The sequence below is a fragment of the Bacteroides sp. LFL-34 genome (assembly GCF_027257075.1).
GTDB lineage: Bacteria > Bacteroidota > Bacteroidia > Bacteroidales > Bacteroidaceae > Bacteroides > Bacteroides ovatus.
On the sequence record NZ_JAPQKZ010000002.1, the window covers coordinates 414,268 to 428,952 of the forward strand.

The window sequence follows — 14,685 nt, forward strand, 5'->3', positions numbered from 1 at the left end:
TTTTTGCTTTTTATTGGTAATTTCTAGTAAAAGAGTGTTATAAAACATGATACTTGTTTTTTCAATCCACAAACCAGATTTTACCCAAAGTTGCGGTCGATACTGCTTAGTTTTGCAACATCAAATCAATCGAATTAATGCTATGATGGAACAGACTAATCATTCAACCGACACTTTGCTCGCTTCTTTTCAAGCGGGAAACATGGCAGCTTTTTCACAGCTGTATAACTTGCACATCAACGTCCTTTTTAATTACGGATTGAAGTTGACCATTGATAAAGAGTTACTGAAAGATTGTATTCATGACATCTTCGTGAAACTCTATACAAAGAAAGATGAATTAGGAACAATCGATAATTTGAGATCTTATTTATTCATCTCCTTAAAGAATAAGTTGTGTGATGAACTTCGCAGACGTATGTATATGTCTGATACAGCAGTAGAAGAAGTTAGCATATCCACTCCTACAGATGTAGAAGATGATTATATGGAAGAAGAGCAACGCAAGAATGAATTTTCATTGGTTAGACGTCTGCTGGATCAATTATCTCCCCGCCAACGCGAAGCGCTTACATTATATTATATAGAAGAAAAGAAATACGAGGATATCTGCGAGATTATGAATATGAATTATCAGTCTGTACGCAACCTGATGCATCGCGGATTGACAAAGTTGCGTAGTCTGGCAAGTTAATTTTAATAAAAAGGTAAATGGGTTGAGTACATAGACAGGATAACGCCGTCCTACTTATGTAAACGCTTAAAAAGGATGCGATATGTGCTCAAAGGTAATGGATTTTTTGACGGATGATGATTTTATCAACTATGTGCTGGGTGTAACTCCGCAATCAGCTTCCCAATGGGAAACTTATTTCAGAGAGCACCCGGAAGAGATGGCAGATGCAGAAGAAGCTAAAGCTGTATTATTGGCTCCGGCAAATGTAGACTGTGGCTTCTCAATAGTTGAAAATAACGAATTGAAAGATAGGATTATTAGTAGTATAAAAGATTTTTCGGGTATTTTGTAGATAGGTTAGTATAGTTAAGATAAAGTAGTTAGGTTAGTTAAGGCATTAAAAGATTGACGCAGTCTTTCACAGGAAGTTTAATTTTAAACACTGTGAAAGGCTGCGTTTTTTATTTGTTCTATTCAGGTTTATCGCTAGATTCCTGAATATTGAAAGCACTACTGAAACTGACAATTAATACGATGCATCCGCCCAATATACCGATAAGCATATAAGCGATACGGATATCGAACGCCTGCGAGATGGCACCGATAAGCAGGGGAGCAATCAACGAACCTATAAAACTGATACTTGACAGAATGGTAAGTGCAATACTGACCGGTGTTTTTGATTTGGCTCCCACGAAGCTGTACAAAGTAGGCACAATGCAGGATATTCCCAAGCCGACCAGCATGAAACCCAAAGAATTGATAATTACTTTCATGGCCATAGATTCGAAAACTCCTCCTAACAGGGCAGAAACAAAAAAGCCGATACAGATAAAGCTGCCCGCCAGTTGCAGGACTTTCTTCTTTCCCCAAAGCTGATAAGCATAGTTAGTCAAGAAACGGCCCGTTGCCATCATAATCATAAATACAAGAAAACCGATTTGCAATGATTTAGGTACATGAACCACTGATTCGAAATAAACGGCACTCCAGTCGAACATCGCACTTTCTACAATCAGTGCGAACAGTCCGACAAGTCCTAACTGCAAAAGCAACATTTCTGGTTTTTGAAATAACAGGCGAAAACCATTGGGAGCTTTGGCTGTATTTCTTTCCTGCGTCTTTGTATCAGAAACTTCCGTTTCCTGCGGTGCGCTCTCCTGCAAATATTTCCGCCCGGAAAGTGCAATTATAAGGATGATGATAAATATCAGTGTATAATGCCAGATGGGGGAGACTCCTGCCAAAATCATTACGAAGCCGATAAGTGCTCCTGCACATGCCCCCAGACTCCATCCTCCATGAAAAGTGGCCATAATGGTTTTACCATAGATACGTTCCACCTCAATGCCTTGTGTATTGAATGATATATCGCACAAATTCCAGCACACACCGAAGCAAAAGAGCAGAAAGCCTAATAGATAGACCTCATGGGCCAGCCCAATGCAAAGCAGAGATGAAGCGTATCCCAAGATACTGACCTGTACCATGCTCCGGCTTCCTAACTTTGAAACAAGATAACCAGCCAAGGGGATCGCAACAAATTTTCCGACAGGGATCATAAATAAAATCAGTCCCCAGTAGAAAGCATAATTTGCGGCAAAAACGTCTTTGAAATCAGGGATTCGGCTGGCCCAACTTGCCATACAAAGTCCTTGAGCGAAGAAAAAAGTCAATATGGCAAAGCGTATTCTCTCTTTTGGATGCGTAAATTGGTTATTCATGCATTTTTTATTTTTAATCGCGGCAAAGGTATCTATTTTTTTTGTACTTTTGCGCCCGATTTAAAAATATCATATTCATGAAGACAGGCGAATCTTTATTATCCATAGGTAAATTTATTGCAGAATATTCAGCCCATTTAATGGGAGCCGGAGTACACACCTCGCGGGTAGTACGTAACACAAAGCGTATTGGAGAGGCTTTCGGACTAGATGTCAAATTAAGCGTATTTCATAGAAACATCATTCTGACTATTATAGACAAAGAAACAAACGAGGCTTGTAACGAGGTTATAGACATTCCTGCACACCCGATCAGTTTTGAACATAATTCAGAGTTAAGCGCATTAAGCTGGGAAGCAGTAGACAATCATTTGTCATTGGAAGAATTGAAAGACAAATACAAGAAGATTATTTCTGCTCCGCGGATACATCCGCTTTTCGTTTTACTACTGGTAGGATTTGCCAATGCGTCTTTCTGCAAATTGTTCGGCGGTGATTTAATTTCGATGGGAATTGTGTTCTCGGCTACCATTACAGGATTCTACCTGAAACAACAAATGCAGGCGAAAAAGATCAATCATTATGTTGTATTTATAGTCTCGGCTTTTGTTGCTTCCCTGTGTGCTTCCACCGCGCTGATTTTCGACACAACTTCGGAGATTGCCATGGCAACCAGCGTGCTTTATCTTGTGCCTGGGGTGCCTTTGATTAATGGCGTGATTGATGTGGTAGAGGGATATGTATTAACAGGATTTGCCCGTCTGACAGAGGCTTCTTTGTTGATTGTCAGCATCGCTATCGGACTTTCCTTCACATTATTAATGGTAAAAAACAGTTTAATTTGATATGATAGCACTTGACATTCTTACGGATGGATTTTTTGCAGCAATAGCAGGTATAGGATTTGGTGCGATTTCCGATCCTCCTTTGCGTGCATTCAAAATGATTGCCATACTGGCAGCACTGGGACACGCCTGTCGTTTTTGTTTGATGACCTATTTAGGCGTGGATATTGCCACAGGTTCGTTGTTTGCCGGATTAGTCATCGGCTTCGGTAGTTTGTGGTTAGGGAAAAAAGTATATTGCCCGATGACGGTATTGTACATTCCGGCGTTACTTCCCATGATTCCGGGAAAGTTTGCATACAACATGGTATTTTCACTTATCATGTGTCTGCAAAATGTGAATGATCCGGATAAGCTGGACAAGTTTATGTCGATGTTCTTCTCTAATACTCTGATAGCAAGCACAGTGATTTTCATGTTGGCGGTAGGAGCTACGTTCCCGATGTTCCTGTTCCCACATAGAGCCTTTTCATTAACAAGACACTAAAACGAACTTTTATGGAGATTTTTTGGAGAACAATTGCATATTATAATTCAGCTACTTGGCTGTTACAGATAGTTATCATTCTGATTGGTATTGCATTGACCGGATTGCTTATCGGCAGACCACGTCCGTGGGTGAAAATGGCGATGAAGTTCTATATGATAGGTCTGTATACGTGGATTTCTCTGGTCTACTATTATATCTACTGTGAAGAGCGTAGCTATAATGGGGTGATGGCTATGTTTTGGGGTGTGATGGCTATCATTTGGATATGGGATACGATTACGGGATATACTACCTTCGAACGTACCCACAAATATGATCTACTGTCTTATGTCCTGTTGGCAATGCCTTTTATATATCCTTTGGTTTCATTGGCACGCGGACTTTCATTCCCGGAAATGACTTCTCCGGTCATGCCTTGTTCGGTAGTTGTGTTTACCATCGGATTGTTATTGCTGTTTGCGCAAAAGGTCAATATGTTTTTGGTATTGTTCCTTTGCCACTGGTCGCTGATCGGATTATCCAAAACTTATTTCTTTCAGATTCCGGAAGATTTCTTGTTGGCAAGTGCCACGATCCCCGGCCTGTATCTTTTCTTTAGGGAGTATTTCCTGAATAATCTGCATGCCGACACCAAGCCGAAAGCAAAATATATCAATTGGCTGTTGATAAGCGTTTGCGTCGGACTGGCCGTGTTGCTGACTACTACCATGTTTTTGGAATTGGTTCCGAAAGGTTAATCCGGAAACATAGAAGATATTCAAATCAAAAAAGAGGCCGTTCAAAAAAGCCTTGATTTTACAAAATCGTCCTTACTACGATAGGTTGTAGTAAGGACGATTTTTCTTTTAGAAACTTTGGGAACAGTTTCTTTTATATATCGTATCGTTTACTTAATTGCGTAGAATATCCGTAAGGCACACTGCATCACTGCATCAGGCAACCATTTTTTGCTCTTCGCAAACAACACCTGTATCCATGGACCTACTTTCGTCCGAAAAGGAGGATTGGTACGTTCCACTATCTTACAGATGGCAGCACCCAACTTCTGCGGATGGCATCCATTACGTTCCTCTTTTTCTATAATCTCCAATGATTTCAGAAAACTTTCTCCGTAATCAGCATCCAGTCTTGTCTGTTCGGAGATATTCCGGTTATCAGTAAATCCGGTGTTGAAATCTCCCGGTTCTACTACACAAACCTTTATATGGAACGGATGAACCTCTAAAGCCAATGCTTCGCTATATCCCTCCACTGCAAATTTCGAAGCAGAATAAAATCCCTGATAGGGGATTCCCATTACACCACCGATAGAGCTGATATTGATAATCTTGCCCTTTCGCGCCTTTCTCATAGATGGCAAAACTGCTTTACACATATTCACTACACCGAAGAAGTTTGTATTCATTTGTATATTCACTTCTTCTTCAGTAGCAAGTTCTAATGCGCCGCCGATACCTATTCCGGCATTATTAATCAATACGTCAATCCGTCCCTGCTCCGATAGAATCCGCTCTACGGCCTGACAAACGGAAAAGGAATTGGTAACATCGACAACAAGCATCTTTACTTGATTCATGTCTTCGGAAGGTTTCCGGCTTGTTCCATAAACGATGTGCCCTCGTTCCGATAACATTTGAGCGGTAATCTTGCCGAATCCGGAAGATGCTCCGGTGATAAGTATGACTTGTGGTTGCATATTTCTTGTATTTCCAGCAAATATAAAGAGAATATCCGAATGTTTAGTTTCATAACATGCAATTCCTATATAGAAGCAATAAAAAAAGTGGAGGCATGCGCTGGTTAAAAGTAATTAAAATCAATTCAGATAAAGAGTGTATGATTGCAATATTCTCTTTTTTATTATTTCTTTTGTATATGTTTAAATCTAATAAATGCACAAACTAAAATTTTAGATGATGAAGAAATGTATTTTTACACTCTGTTTGATTATAGTTTCAGGATTTCTTTCAGCTCAATCTGTAGATCGTAAAATCCCCCTTAAAAAGGGAAAGAGTAGGCATTTGCATGCTAATCTCATCTTGCAAAATAAACTTCCAGTGAGGGGAATGATAGAATCCGGTGTCCCTATCTTGGTTATGGATAGCACCTTTGTATTTAATCATTTAGACGACTTAAACATTTCATTGGTTGAATCAAAAGCAACTTTGAATTTAGCGGGAAACAAGTATAAATGTACACATATAACCAATGATACAATTTTTGTAAATGGTCTATTTTATAAAGGCAAAACTGTCATTGCTAATATAGCTTCTAAAAAGATAGATATTATGTATCCCATTCATCTTTTTGGAGATCTAAACGATGCTAATAGCAAGATTATGGAACTAAATATTTCATCTAAATACATGATGCCACTAACCCGACAAGAATTGGAACTGAAAAAAAGTAAATATAAGAAATACCCCATGAGGAATGATGGATATGGAAATATGTATGCAATCGATTCTGAATTAAAAGTAGCTTCCAATTCTAAATATTATTACTCTCTCGAGGGAGATTTTCTATTAGACCTAGGAAACGCTTCATTTCTATTTCTCTTGGAACAACACCCTGCCTATAAAGAGTTTATCGATAATTCTAATATAGAACTTCGGCAAGGGAACGATAGTCAGGGAAGAAAGATGCCAGTGAAGGCATTTCTAGCAAAAAAATGCTATATGGCTGATGTGCCTTTTTATGATGTAACTATAGCAATAACCCCACAACTTCCCAAGTTTACTACAGTCGGGGTTTTAGGATTGAAGTTTTTTGAAGAATTTAATGTAATATTTGATTTTGGCGAAAAGATTCTCTACCTGAAATAAAATAGAGAGAAAATCAGTATATATGATAGTAGCATGAGTATGATACTATCATATATACACTATAAAAATTAGTAATCAATATGATTATTTCTCTAAGATAGCAGTCATTTTCTCCCGCCAATCTTCACCATTCTTCGGCTGGAACGTTTCAAATCCCAGTTCTTTGCCGATTTGGATATTAGAGGCGCCGTCATCTACAAATAAAGTTTCAGAAGGAATAATATTGCAATCGTTCACCATATAATCAAATATTTCGGGTGCAGGTTTTGTGTGACCGACCTGATAAGACAAATATAGTTTGTCACAATAATCATTCAACGGCTTTTTCTTCGATGAGAAATCGGGGCTGCATGCCCACGACATAACAAAAGGATTGGTATTACTTAAAATATACACATGATAGGACTTTCTCAATTCCAATATATAATCGAGTTTATTTAGATTTACTTCGTTGAAAAAGCCCAGCCATGCCTGTTTGGTTTCCTCCATCGTCAATGGACGGCCACATAAATCCCCCAGCTGTTTCCGAAACTCATCCGCACTTAACTTACCTTCTTCCAGTTCTTGAAAGATGCCGGTCTGGTGATATTTATCCAGCCGGGTATCAGCATCTGCCAGTCCCAGTTTGATAAATGCCTGAACCGCTTTGTCACGATCAATATCTACAATCACTCCTCCAAAATCAAATACAATGTTTTTAATCATGATATATAATTTTCTTGTTTGCTACAAAGATACGGCTTATCTTCTTAATTAATAGCCCGCATCGGCTTGATATTTGTCAAAAAACATAGTGACGCTATCCTGTCAGGATAGTGACGCCATTTAGCAAGGATAGTGTCACTATAAGAACAGGATAGCGTCACTATATTTTGTGTAACTTATAGAAGCATAAATGCCGATTATTTTTTATATTTGCAAATCCAATCAATCCTTTGCAAAGACAAAAATAGAGTTATGAATAATCTTCGAATTTTATTGTATATGATGCTCCTTTCACTAGCTGCCTGCCATCCGGAAGGAACAAGCGTGAAGCAAGGGCTGGACAAGGCTGCGCAACTGATGGAGCAGGACCCTGATACAGCATCCATTATTCTTGAGACTATTCAGTCAAGCCAAATGAATGAAGCTCAACTGGCAGAGTATAATTTATTGTGTACCCAGCTCAACGAGGATAAAAACATTCCTCATTCCTCTGATAAGCAGATTAGGCAGGCGGCATCTTATTATGAGAAACACGGTGATGAATATCAAAAATCTAAAGCATATTATTATCTTGCTTGTGTAGAAAGTGATTTGGAACAGAAAGAGAATGCAGAGATCCACTTTAAGAAGGCAATCAAACTTGCCAAAGAAACAGAGGAATACGATCATCTGGCAAAAATATGCAAACGATGTAGTCTTTATTATCAGAAATATGGTAACTTTGATGAAGCACTGGAAATGGAAAGAAAGGCATACGCCAGTCAGTTGATATTAAATGATAACAAAAGTGATTCTTCGGTCATTCTGTCTTCTGCTTTAGGTATGTTTGGTGTGATGTCTTTGTTGCTTGGACTACTCTGGAAGAAAAACCGGCACGCACTTTCCCAACTGGATCTTTTCAAAGAGGAAATACTGAAGAAAGATGTCGAATCGGATAAGCTGATGTTGCGATGTAATCATCTCGAAGAGAAGTATCAGTCTCTTCAGTTACATATCTATGAAAGTTCTCCGGTTGTCTCAAAAGTACGGCAATTTAAGGAACGGAATGTTTTGTCTTCTAAAATCCCTTCTTTCTCCGAGAAAGACTGGACAGAGTTGCTGCGACTTCAAGAGAATGTCTATGGACTTGTTTCTAAATTGAAAGGGATAAGTCCAAAACTCACGGAAGAAGATTTAAGGGTATGTGCTTTTCTACGGGAAGGAGTTCAACCGGCTTATTTTGCTGATTTAATGAAACTGACTACAGAGACGCTGACCCGGAGAATCTCCAGAATAAAAACGGAGAAACTGATGTTGGCAAATTCTAAAGAGTCACTGGAAGATATTGTGAAATCATTGGGGGATCTTTCATTTTGTGCAAGAAATTAATTATTATCTGGTAATGATTCATTATCTCCTTACTACATTTAAGGCTTTTCGTTGCAGAGATTAATGTTTTTTGGTACAGAAATTAGTAATCTTTTATGCAGTCGGGTAGTTGTCCCGTTATAACGGGACGATGGGCATCCTATAGGGTGACAAATGTCACTTTATAAGGTGATATTTGTCATTCTGTAATATGATTATCTGTCTTTAGAAGAATGAAAGTCATTAAAGATACGAAATTAAATAGCAAAAAACAAGAGTGGCACTTGTTTTTCCTAATATCCCAATAGTTTTTTCATATTTGATACATTGTCATTTTTATGCCATTTACTTTACTATGCCATTATTAATTTGTACCTAATTTATCCTCTGTCTGTTTTTGTCTATCTCTTCACTTTTATTATTATTGATTATCAACATATTATCATTGACGACCGTCCGTATCCGTCCGGTAAAAAATGCCTGTTTTAGCAGTATGTCCTGTAACTTTGCAAATAAAAAAGTACAGAACAATGAGCAACTTATTATTTAAAAGATGGAATGATTTCGGTGGGTGGCTGGTCTTTCTGATAGCAGCATTTGTGTATGGGATGACCATCGAACCAACCGCAAGTTTCTGGGATTGTCCCGAATTTATTTCTTGTGCTGAAAAATTACAGGTAGGGCATCCGCCGGGAGCACCTTTCTATATGCTTGTCGGCAACCTGTTTACCCAGTTTGCTTCCGATGCTTCGCAAGTGTCGGGAATGGTCAACTTTTTAAATGCACTATTGAGTGCCGGTTGTATCTTGTTTCTTTTCTGGAGTATTACCCGATTAGTGAGAGCCTTGCTTGTGGGCGATGAACGGAAATTATCTGTTATGGATGTTATTATCATTCTGGGAGCAGGTTTTGTGGGAGCTTTAGCTTATACTTTCAGTGATACATTCTGGTTTAGTGCGGTAGAGGGGGAGGTATATGCCTTCTCTTCTTTCCTCACAGCCTTGGTATTTTGGATGATTCTTCGCTGGCAGGATGAAGCAGATTCTGTGTCCGGTGACCGCTGGATTATCCTGATAGCCTATATTATAGGGCTTTCAATCGGAGTGCATTTGCTTAATCTGCTTTGTATTCCTGCCATTGTATTAGTGTTCTATTACCAAAAATATCAGACTCTATCACTCAAGGGAGTTATCGGGGCCATTGCATTATCCGGTATTCTTATTGTATTGATTCTTTTTGTTTATATACCCGGAATGGCTGATGTAGGAGGATGGTTCGAATTATTCTTTGTCAATGTGATGGGATTACCCTTCCAGTCAGGATTGATCGTCTTTCTGGGTTTGGTCCTGTTTTTACTGATAGGAGCCATTTATCGGTTCAGAAAACGCATCGTGAATACCGGTTTGTGGTGTTTACTCATGCTCACCATAGGATATACCACCTATGCGGTCATACTCATTCGTGCCAATGCTAATACGCCGCTCAACGAGAATGCACCGGATACTATTTTCACACTCAAAAGCTACCTGAATCGCGAACAGTATGAAAGTGCTCCTTTACTTTATGGGAGAACCTATGCGTCCGAACCGGAGTATGTGCCCGAAGGAGACTATTACAAGGTAAAGACAGAAAAAGGTAGTGCCATCTATCGGCCGGATAAGAAAGAAGGCAAGTATAAAATTATTCGCTATAAGGAAGACGTGTGCTACACTCAAAATATGTTATTTCCGCGAATGTGGAATGATCGTTCGGCCGCTTCTTACAAAGGATGGTCCGGTGGAGGTGCGAATGAGGCTCCTACACAAAAAGAGAACCTGACTTATTTTATCACATACCAACTCAATTACATGTACTGGCGCTATTTCTTATGGAATTTTGTCGGACGACAGAATGATATTCAAGGAAGCGGTGAACCGGAACATGGTAACTGGATTACAGGAATTTCCTGGCTTGATAATCTGCGACTGGGGGATCAAAAACTTTTGCCGGAATCTTTGCGTGAGAACAAAGGTCACAATGTGTTCTATGGCTTACCATTATTATTAGGATTACTCGGTATCTATTGGCAATGGACACGTGGAAAAAAAGGCAAGCAGCAATTCAGTGTCTTATTTTTCCTTTTCTTTATGACGGGATTGGCTATTGTGCTCTATCTGAATCAGACTCCCGGACAACCCCGTGAACGGGATTATGCGTATGCAGGTTCGTTTTATGCGTTCGCTATCTGGATTGGAATGGGAGCCGCCGGATGCTGTGACATGCTTCGCAGGAAACAGGCAAAAATCCTCCCAGTCGGCTTACTTATGCTGCTTTGCCTGTTTGTCCCCATACAAATGGCAAGCCAGACTTGGGATGACCACGATCGAAGCAACCGGTATACCTGTCGTGACTTTGGTGCTAATTATCTGATGACACTTCCCGACAAAGGAAATCCGATCATATTCTGTGAGGGGGATAATGATACGTTCCCCTTGTGGTATAATCAGGATACGGAAGAAGTACGCAGAGATGTACGTATCTGCAATTTAAGTTATGCGCAGACCGACTGGTACATTTATCAGCAACAATGTCCTCTGTACGATGCTCCCGGACTGCCGATCAGTTGGGATCAAAATCAATACCAGGAAGGGAAGAACGAATATGTGGCTGTTCGTCCGGAATTGAAGAAACAGATAGAAGCATTGTATCAGAAACATCCCGAAGAAGCCCGTGATAGTTTTGGAAATGATCCGTATGAAATAAAGAATATCCTGAAATATTGGGTGTTCGCAGAGAAACAGGAATTCCATGTGATACCTACCGATACTATAAATATTTATATTGATAAGGATGCAGTACTCCGTTCTGGAATGATGTTGCCTGAAGCCATTCGTCATTTAAAAGGGGAAGAACTAAGAGATGCAATACCGGATAAACTGTCTATTTCTCTAAAAAATATACGTCTGTTGACTAAAGTGGACTTACTCATGCTCGAGATCCTGGCTAACTGTAACTGGGAACGTCCCCTGTACATGGCTATCTCGGTAGGCAACTCCAGTAAACTGAAATTTGATGACTACTTTGTTCAGGAAGGGTTAGCATTCCGGTTTACTCCTTTCAACTATAAAGAATGGGGAGACGTGGAAGAAGGCAATGGATATGCCATAGATACGGAGAAGCTCTACGAGAATGTGATGAACAGATATAAATACGGTGGATTGGATACTCCCGGACTTTATCTGGACGAAACAACCCTGCGCATCTGTTATTCTCATCGAAGGCTCTTTGCGCAACTGGCTAAAGAATTGGTGAAACAAGGAGACGACATCCGTGCCAGAAAAGTATTGGAATATGCTGGGCAAGCTATTCCGGCATATAATGTTCCTGAAGTATACGAGAGTGGTTCGTATGATATAGCCACCGCTTATGCTTCCATAGGAGAAACGCAGAAAGCGACCGATCTATTGAATCATCTGATAGCAGAATCGGAAAATTATATCGACTGGGCTTTCTCATTGGGAGATAACCGGATAGGGATGGTTCAACAGGATTGTTTGTATAGGTTCTGGCAATGGAATCAGTGTAATGAATTACTGAAGAGTATGGATAAAGAGAGATATGAACAGAGTAATCAGCAATTTGAAAAGAAATATATGCGCTTTACTCAACTAATGAATTATCACAACTAAACTCAAAGAATATGAAATCGAAAAGAATAAGAGAAGAAGAAATAAAAACAGTATTGGGCAAAAGAAATTACGTCATCTTAATTATCGGCTCTATATTGATTATCATAGGATATATATTAATGAGCGGCGAGGGGAGTACCCTTGCCGCCTATAATCCCGATATATTTAGTGGAACACGCATACGTATTGCCCCATTATTGTGTTTATTGGGGTATCTACTGAATGTATTCGGTATTCTTTACCGTCCTCGTCAAAGGGGATTTAATCTTTCAATAGAGGTAACTGATTGAGCATATTTCTAAGTTTGATTGCCACTCGTGGCATAGGTTCGGCAACTGTAAGTCCTACCAGATCATATTCGGAGGATATATCATTAATGATACGAACTACTTCTTCAATCTTCATGCCGTTAGGCTCAACGCCTACGGCAGCGATTATCTCTGCCGGGTCCAATACATCCATATCGAAATGTATAACCACCTTCGAAACCCCGGTACTTTTCAGCCATTCCATAATCTTTGTACGATCATTGGCAACTTCCTGTGGAGATAATCCTTTAATTCCCAGCTTTCTTTGTCGTTCCTGCATACCCTCATCCCATGAGCGGAGTCCGACAATCAGGGCTTTGGAAGCATCCGTTTTTCCCGGAAGTAATTCCATTATTTCTTCATCTCCCATTCCCAAACAAGCTGTTAGTGCCATTGCATGATAACCCTTATATTCATCATAAGGCAGATTGATGTCGGGATGTGCGTCTATCCAGACGATAGCTACATCATCCGGGTATCTATTGATTAAATAAGTAAACGGAACAACACTAACGGAACATTCTCCTCCTAAAGTGACAATCCGATCCGGATGATTCTCTTTAAGCAGATCAAGCGCAGCTTTAGTTTGTTTCAGTATGACACTGCGTGCACTGATACCTTTTTCCGTCGCTCTGTCATTTATATCCAGTGAAACCGGAACTTCGACCGTATTCTGACCGGTCTGTGGGGCTAAATAGTTCAATAACTGTGCTCCCAGATAGTAGCCTCTGGATGAATCTTCCGCCGGAATATCAGGCATCCAATGATCTACAATTCCTCCTTGCCATTGAGGATAGATAAAACGAAGAGTTGATTTTTTATTTTCCATATTTACATTGTTTGTTACTTTTTCTTGTGCATTCATTGAAACGACTCCAACGACTAATGCAAGTGATAATAAATACTTTCTCATCTTTTTGAAGCAAAAGTAGGGAATACCTGAAACATCGGCAAGTAGGGACGAATTATTCATATACTGATAAATTTAGCCCTATACTACATTTGGGGATTATTATTTTTGTTTTTGTAGTGATATCCTTATTTTTGCAGAAAAGCAGAAAACTATGTATAAGAAGAAAATTCCTTTTGATATTGATTGTGGGATAAAGATTACGATGGAAGTGATCGGGGGAAAATGGAAAAGTTGCATCATTCAGGAATTATGCACTGGTCCGAAACGTCCCAGCGAGCTGCATCGTTTATTTACCGAGGCAAGTCCCCGGGTCATCAATCAACAACTGAAAGAATTGGAGATGCACGGCATTATCAGCAAAAAGATATTCATGGAGCTTCCTCCCCATTCGGAATATGCTATCACCGAATTGGGAAAGACGCTGATTCCTCTGATTGAGCAACTGGAAATCTGGGGTGATAGCTTTCGTCCGGAGATGAAGAGAATCTTGAAAATAGAATAAATCTTTCTAATATCATTAATATTTCAAAAAAGACCATCTATCTAAAATAAATTATTGCTTCTTTTGTCCTAATGAAATGAAAATTGGGAGATAGTATGAATAACAACATTGATATAAAAACGCTGGAGGCCTTTCAGGATGGGAATCACAAGGCCTTTGAGACTATTTTTATAGCATACTACAACAAAACCAAAACATTCATTGACGGATATATAAAATCAGAACCTGATGCGGAAGAGCTGACAGAGGATTTATTTGTCAATCTTTGGATCAACCGTCATTCGATTGATACGTCCAGATCATTCAATTCTTATTTGCACACCATTGCAAGAAATGCAGCAATCAACTTTCTGAAACATAAATATGTGTGTGATGCCTATCTGAACAATAATCAAGAAACAGGATATAGCTCTACTTCCGAAGAAGACCTTATTGCCAAGGAATTGGAAATGCTGATTGACGAACTTGTCGGAGGAATGCCCGAACAACGGAGAATGATTTATACATTGAGTCGTAACGAAGGATTATCCAATGCCGAAATTGCCGAACGCCTGAATACTACCAAAAGAAATGTTGAAAGCCAGCTAAGTCTTGCTTTGAAAGAAATACGGAAGGTTATTTCATGTTTCCTGGTATCACTATTATAGCATTATATTTTTTTTCATTCTGCTTTATAAAAAAA

The 14,685-nt window shown here is 39.4% G+C and carries 15 protein-coding genes; 11 read left to right on the forward strand and 4 right to left on the reverse strand.

From position 1 onward, the window contains the following. The first annotated feature begins 142 nt into the window (after positions 1-142). Both N5O98_RS01925 and N5O98_RS01930 read left to right on the forward strand, forming a co-directional pair. Complete coding sequence (locus N5O98_RS01925) at positions 143-694, forward strand: RNA polymerase sigma factor (protein WP_004296026.1); 552 nt, start codon at positions 143-145, stop codon at positions 692-694. 82 nt (positions 695-776) lie between these two features. Next, complete coding sequence (locus N5O98_RS01930) at positions 777-1,028, forward strand: hypothetical protein (protein ID WP_004309749.1); 252 nt, start codon at positions 777-779, stop codon at positions 1,026-1,028. 118 nt (positions 1,029-1,146) lie between these two features. On the opposite strand, the gene N5O98_RS01935 is transcribed toward N5O98_RS01930, so the two are convergent. Next, on the reverse strand, positions 1,147-2,400 hold the full coding sequence (locus N5O98_RS01935) for an MFS transporter (RefSeq protein WP_008640300.1): 1,254 nt from the start codon (positions 2,398-2,400) through the stop codon (positions 1,147-1,149). A 77-nt stretch (positions 2,401-2,477) separates the two neighbouring features. Between N5O98_RS01935 and N5O98_RS01940 the strand changes: the two genes are divergently transcribed. Genes N5O98_RS01940 through N5O98_RS01950 form a run of 3 tightly spaced genes read left to right on the forward strand, consistent with a single transcriptional unit; the run spans position 2,478 to position 4,472 of the window. Continuing rightward, the gene (locus tag N5O98_RS01940) at positions 2,478-3,245 is read left to right on the forward strand and encodes a threonine/serine exporter family protein (RefSeq protein WP_004296023.1); all 768 of its coding nucleotides are present in this window, start codon (positions 2,478-2,480) and stop codon (positions 3,243-3,245) included. A 1-nt stretch (position 3,246) separates the two neighbouring features. Further along, complete coding sequence (locus tag N5O98_RS01945) at positions 3,247-3,732, forward strand: threonine/serine exporter family protein (RefSeq protein ID WP_004309747.1); 486 nt, start codon at positions 3,247-3,249, stop codon at positions 3,730-3,732. 11 nt (positions 3,733-3,743) lie between these two features. Then, the gene (locus N5O98_RS01950; protein WP_004309746.1) at positions 3,744-4,472 is read left to right on the forward strand and encodes a DUF6064 family protein; all 729 of its coding nucleotides are present in this window, start codon (positions 3,744-3,746) and stop codon (positions 4,470-4,472) included. Positions 4,473-4,621: 149 nt separating this feature from the next. On the opposite strand, the gene kdsR is transcribed toward N5O98_RS01950, so the two are convergent. After that, positions 4,622-5,431, reverse strand: coding sequence for a 3-ketodihydrosphingosine reductase (gene kdsR, locus N5O98_RS01955; RefSeq protein ID WP_004309745.1), 810 nt, complete (start codon positions 5,429-5,431; stop codon positions 4,622-4,624). 217 nt (positions 5,432-5,648) lie between these two features. Here kdsR and N5O98_RS01960 point away from each other — a divergent pair, with 217 nt between their 5' ends. Beyond that, positions 5,649-6,560, forward strand: coding sequence for a hypothetical protein (locus N5O98_RS01960; RefSeq protein WP_004309743.1), 912 nt, complete (start codon positions 5,649-5,651; stop codon positions 6,558-6,560). A gap of 84 nt (positions 6,561-6,644) precedes the next feature. On the opposite strand, the gene N5O98_RS01965 is transcribed toward N5O98_RS01960, so the two are convergent. Beyond that, positions 6,645-7,265 carry an HAD family hydrolase gene (locus N5O98_RS01965; RefSeq protein WP_004306105.1) on the reverse strand — a complete coding sequence of 207 codons (621 nt, stop codon included), beginning with the start codon at positions 7,263-7,265 and terminating at the stop codon, positions 6,645-6,647. 252 nt (positions 7,266-7,517) lie between these two features. Between N5O98_RS01965 and N5O98_RS01970 the strand changes: the two genes are divergently transcribed. From N5O98_RS01970 to N5O98_RS01980, 3 genes are all read left to right on the forward strand, one after another. Continuing rightward, a complete protein-coding gene (locus N5O98_RS01970) occupies positions 7,518-8,633 on the forward strand; it encodes a tetratricopeptide repeat protein (protein ID WP_004309742.1) in 1,116 nt (371 codons plus the stop codon). A 509-nt stretch (positions 8,634-9,142) separates the two neighbouring features. After that, positions 9,143-12,280, forward strand: a complete 3,138-nt coding sequence (locus N5O98_RS01975) for a glycosyltransferase family 117 protein (protein WP_008775691.1) — start codon at positions 9,143-9,145, stop codon at positions 12,278-12,280. Between the two features lie 11 nt (positions 12,281-12,291). Further along, on the forward strand, positions 12,292-12,570 hold the full coding sequence (locus N5O98_RS01980) for a DUF3098 domain-containing protein (RefSeq protein ID WP_004296016.1): 279 nt from the start codon (positions 12,292-12,294) through the stop codon (positions 12,568-12,570). Here N5O98_RS01980 and N5O98_RS01985 read toward each other — a convergent pair. Beyond that, entirely contained in the window at positions 12,542-13,561 is a 1,020-nt protein-coding gene (locus N5O98_RS01985; protein ID WP_004296015.1) for an arginase family protein, read from the reverse strand. The two genes, N5O98_RS01980 and N5O98_RS01985, sit on opposite strands and share 29 nt — an antisense overlap. 91 nt (positions 13,562-13,652) lie before the next feature. Here N5O98_RS01985 and N5O98_RS01990 point away from each other — a divergent pair, with 91 nt between their 5' ends. Further along, positions 13,653-14,003 (forward strand): winged helix-turn-helix transcriptional regulator, encoded by a 351-nt coding sequence (locus tag N5O98_RS01990; RefSeq protein ID WP_004296014.1) that lies wholly within the window; start codon positions 13,653-13,655, stop codon positions 14,001-14,003. 95 nt (positions 14,004-14,098) lie between these two features. Further along, entirely contained in the window at positions 14,099-14,650 is a 552-nt protein-coding gene (locus N5O98_RS01995; RefSeq protein WP_004296013.1) for an RNA polymerase sigma-70 factor, read from the forward strand. Positions 14,651-14,685: the final 35 nt, after the last annotated feature.

Bases quoted from the DNA above. Each gene is read 5' to 3' on its own strand.
- N5O98_RS01925 (WP_004296026.1), top strand. From the start codon at position 143: ATGATGGAACAGACTAATCATTCAACCGACACTTTGCTCGCTTCTTTT.
- N5O98_RS01930 (WP_004309749.1), top strand. From the start codon at position 777: ATGTGCTCAAAGGTAATGGATTTTTTGACGGATGATGATTTTATCAAC.
- N5O98_RS01935 (WP_008640300.1), bottom strand. From the start codon at position 2,400: ATGAATAACCAATTTACGCATCCAAAAGAGAGAATACGCTTTGCCATA.
- N5O98_RS01940 (WP_004296023.1), top strand. From the start codon at position 2,478: ATGAAGACAGGCGAATCTTTATTATCCATAGGTAAATTTATTGCAGAA.
- N5O98_RS01945 (WP_004309747.1), top strand. From the start codon at position 3,247: ATGATAGCACTTGACATTCTTACGGATGGATTTTTTGCAGCAATAGCA.
- N5O98_RS01950 (WP_004309746.1), top strand. From the start codon at position 3,744: ATGGAGATTTTTTGGAGAACAATTGCATATTATAATTCAGCTACTTGG.
- kdsR (WP_004309745.1), bottom strand. From the start codon at position 5,431: ATGCAACCACAAGTCATACTTATCACCGGAGCATCTTCCGGATTCGGC.
- N5O98_RS01960 (WP_004309743.1), top strand. From the start codon at position 5,649: ATGATGAAGAAATGTATTTTTACACTCTGTTTGATTATAGTTTCAGGA.
- N5O98_RS01965 (WP_004306105.1), bottom strand. From the start codon at position 7,265: ATGATTAAAAACATTGTATTTGATTTTGGAGGAGTGATTGTAGATATT.
- N5O98_RS01970 (WP_004309742.1), top strand. From the start codon at position 7,518: ATGAATAATCTTCGAATTTTATTGTATATGATGCTCCTTTCACTAGCT.
- N5O98_RS01975 (WP_008775691.1), top strand. From the start codon at position 9,143: ATGAGCAACTTATTATTTAAAAGATGGAATGATTTCGGTGGGTGGCTG.
- N5O98_RS01980 (WP_004296016.1), top strand. From the start codon at position 12,292: ATGAAATCGAAAAGAATAAGAGAAGAAGAAATAAAAACAGTATTGGGC.
- N5O98_RS01985 (WP_004296015.1), bottom strand. From the start codon at position 13,561: ATGAATAATTCGTCCCTACTTGCCGATGTTTCAGGTATTCCCTACTTT.
- N5O98_RS01990 (WP_004296014.1), top strand. From the start codon at position 13,653: ATGTATAAGAAGAAAATTCCTTTTGATATTGATTGTGGGATAAAGATT.
- N5O98_RS01995 (WP_004296013.1), top strand. From the start codon at position 14,099: ATGAATAACAACATTGATATAAAAACGCTGGAGGCCTTTCAGGATGGG.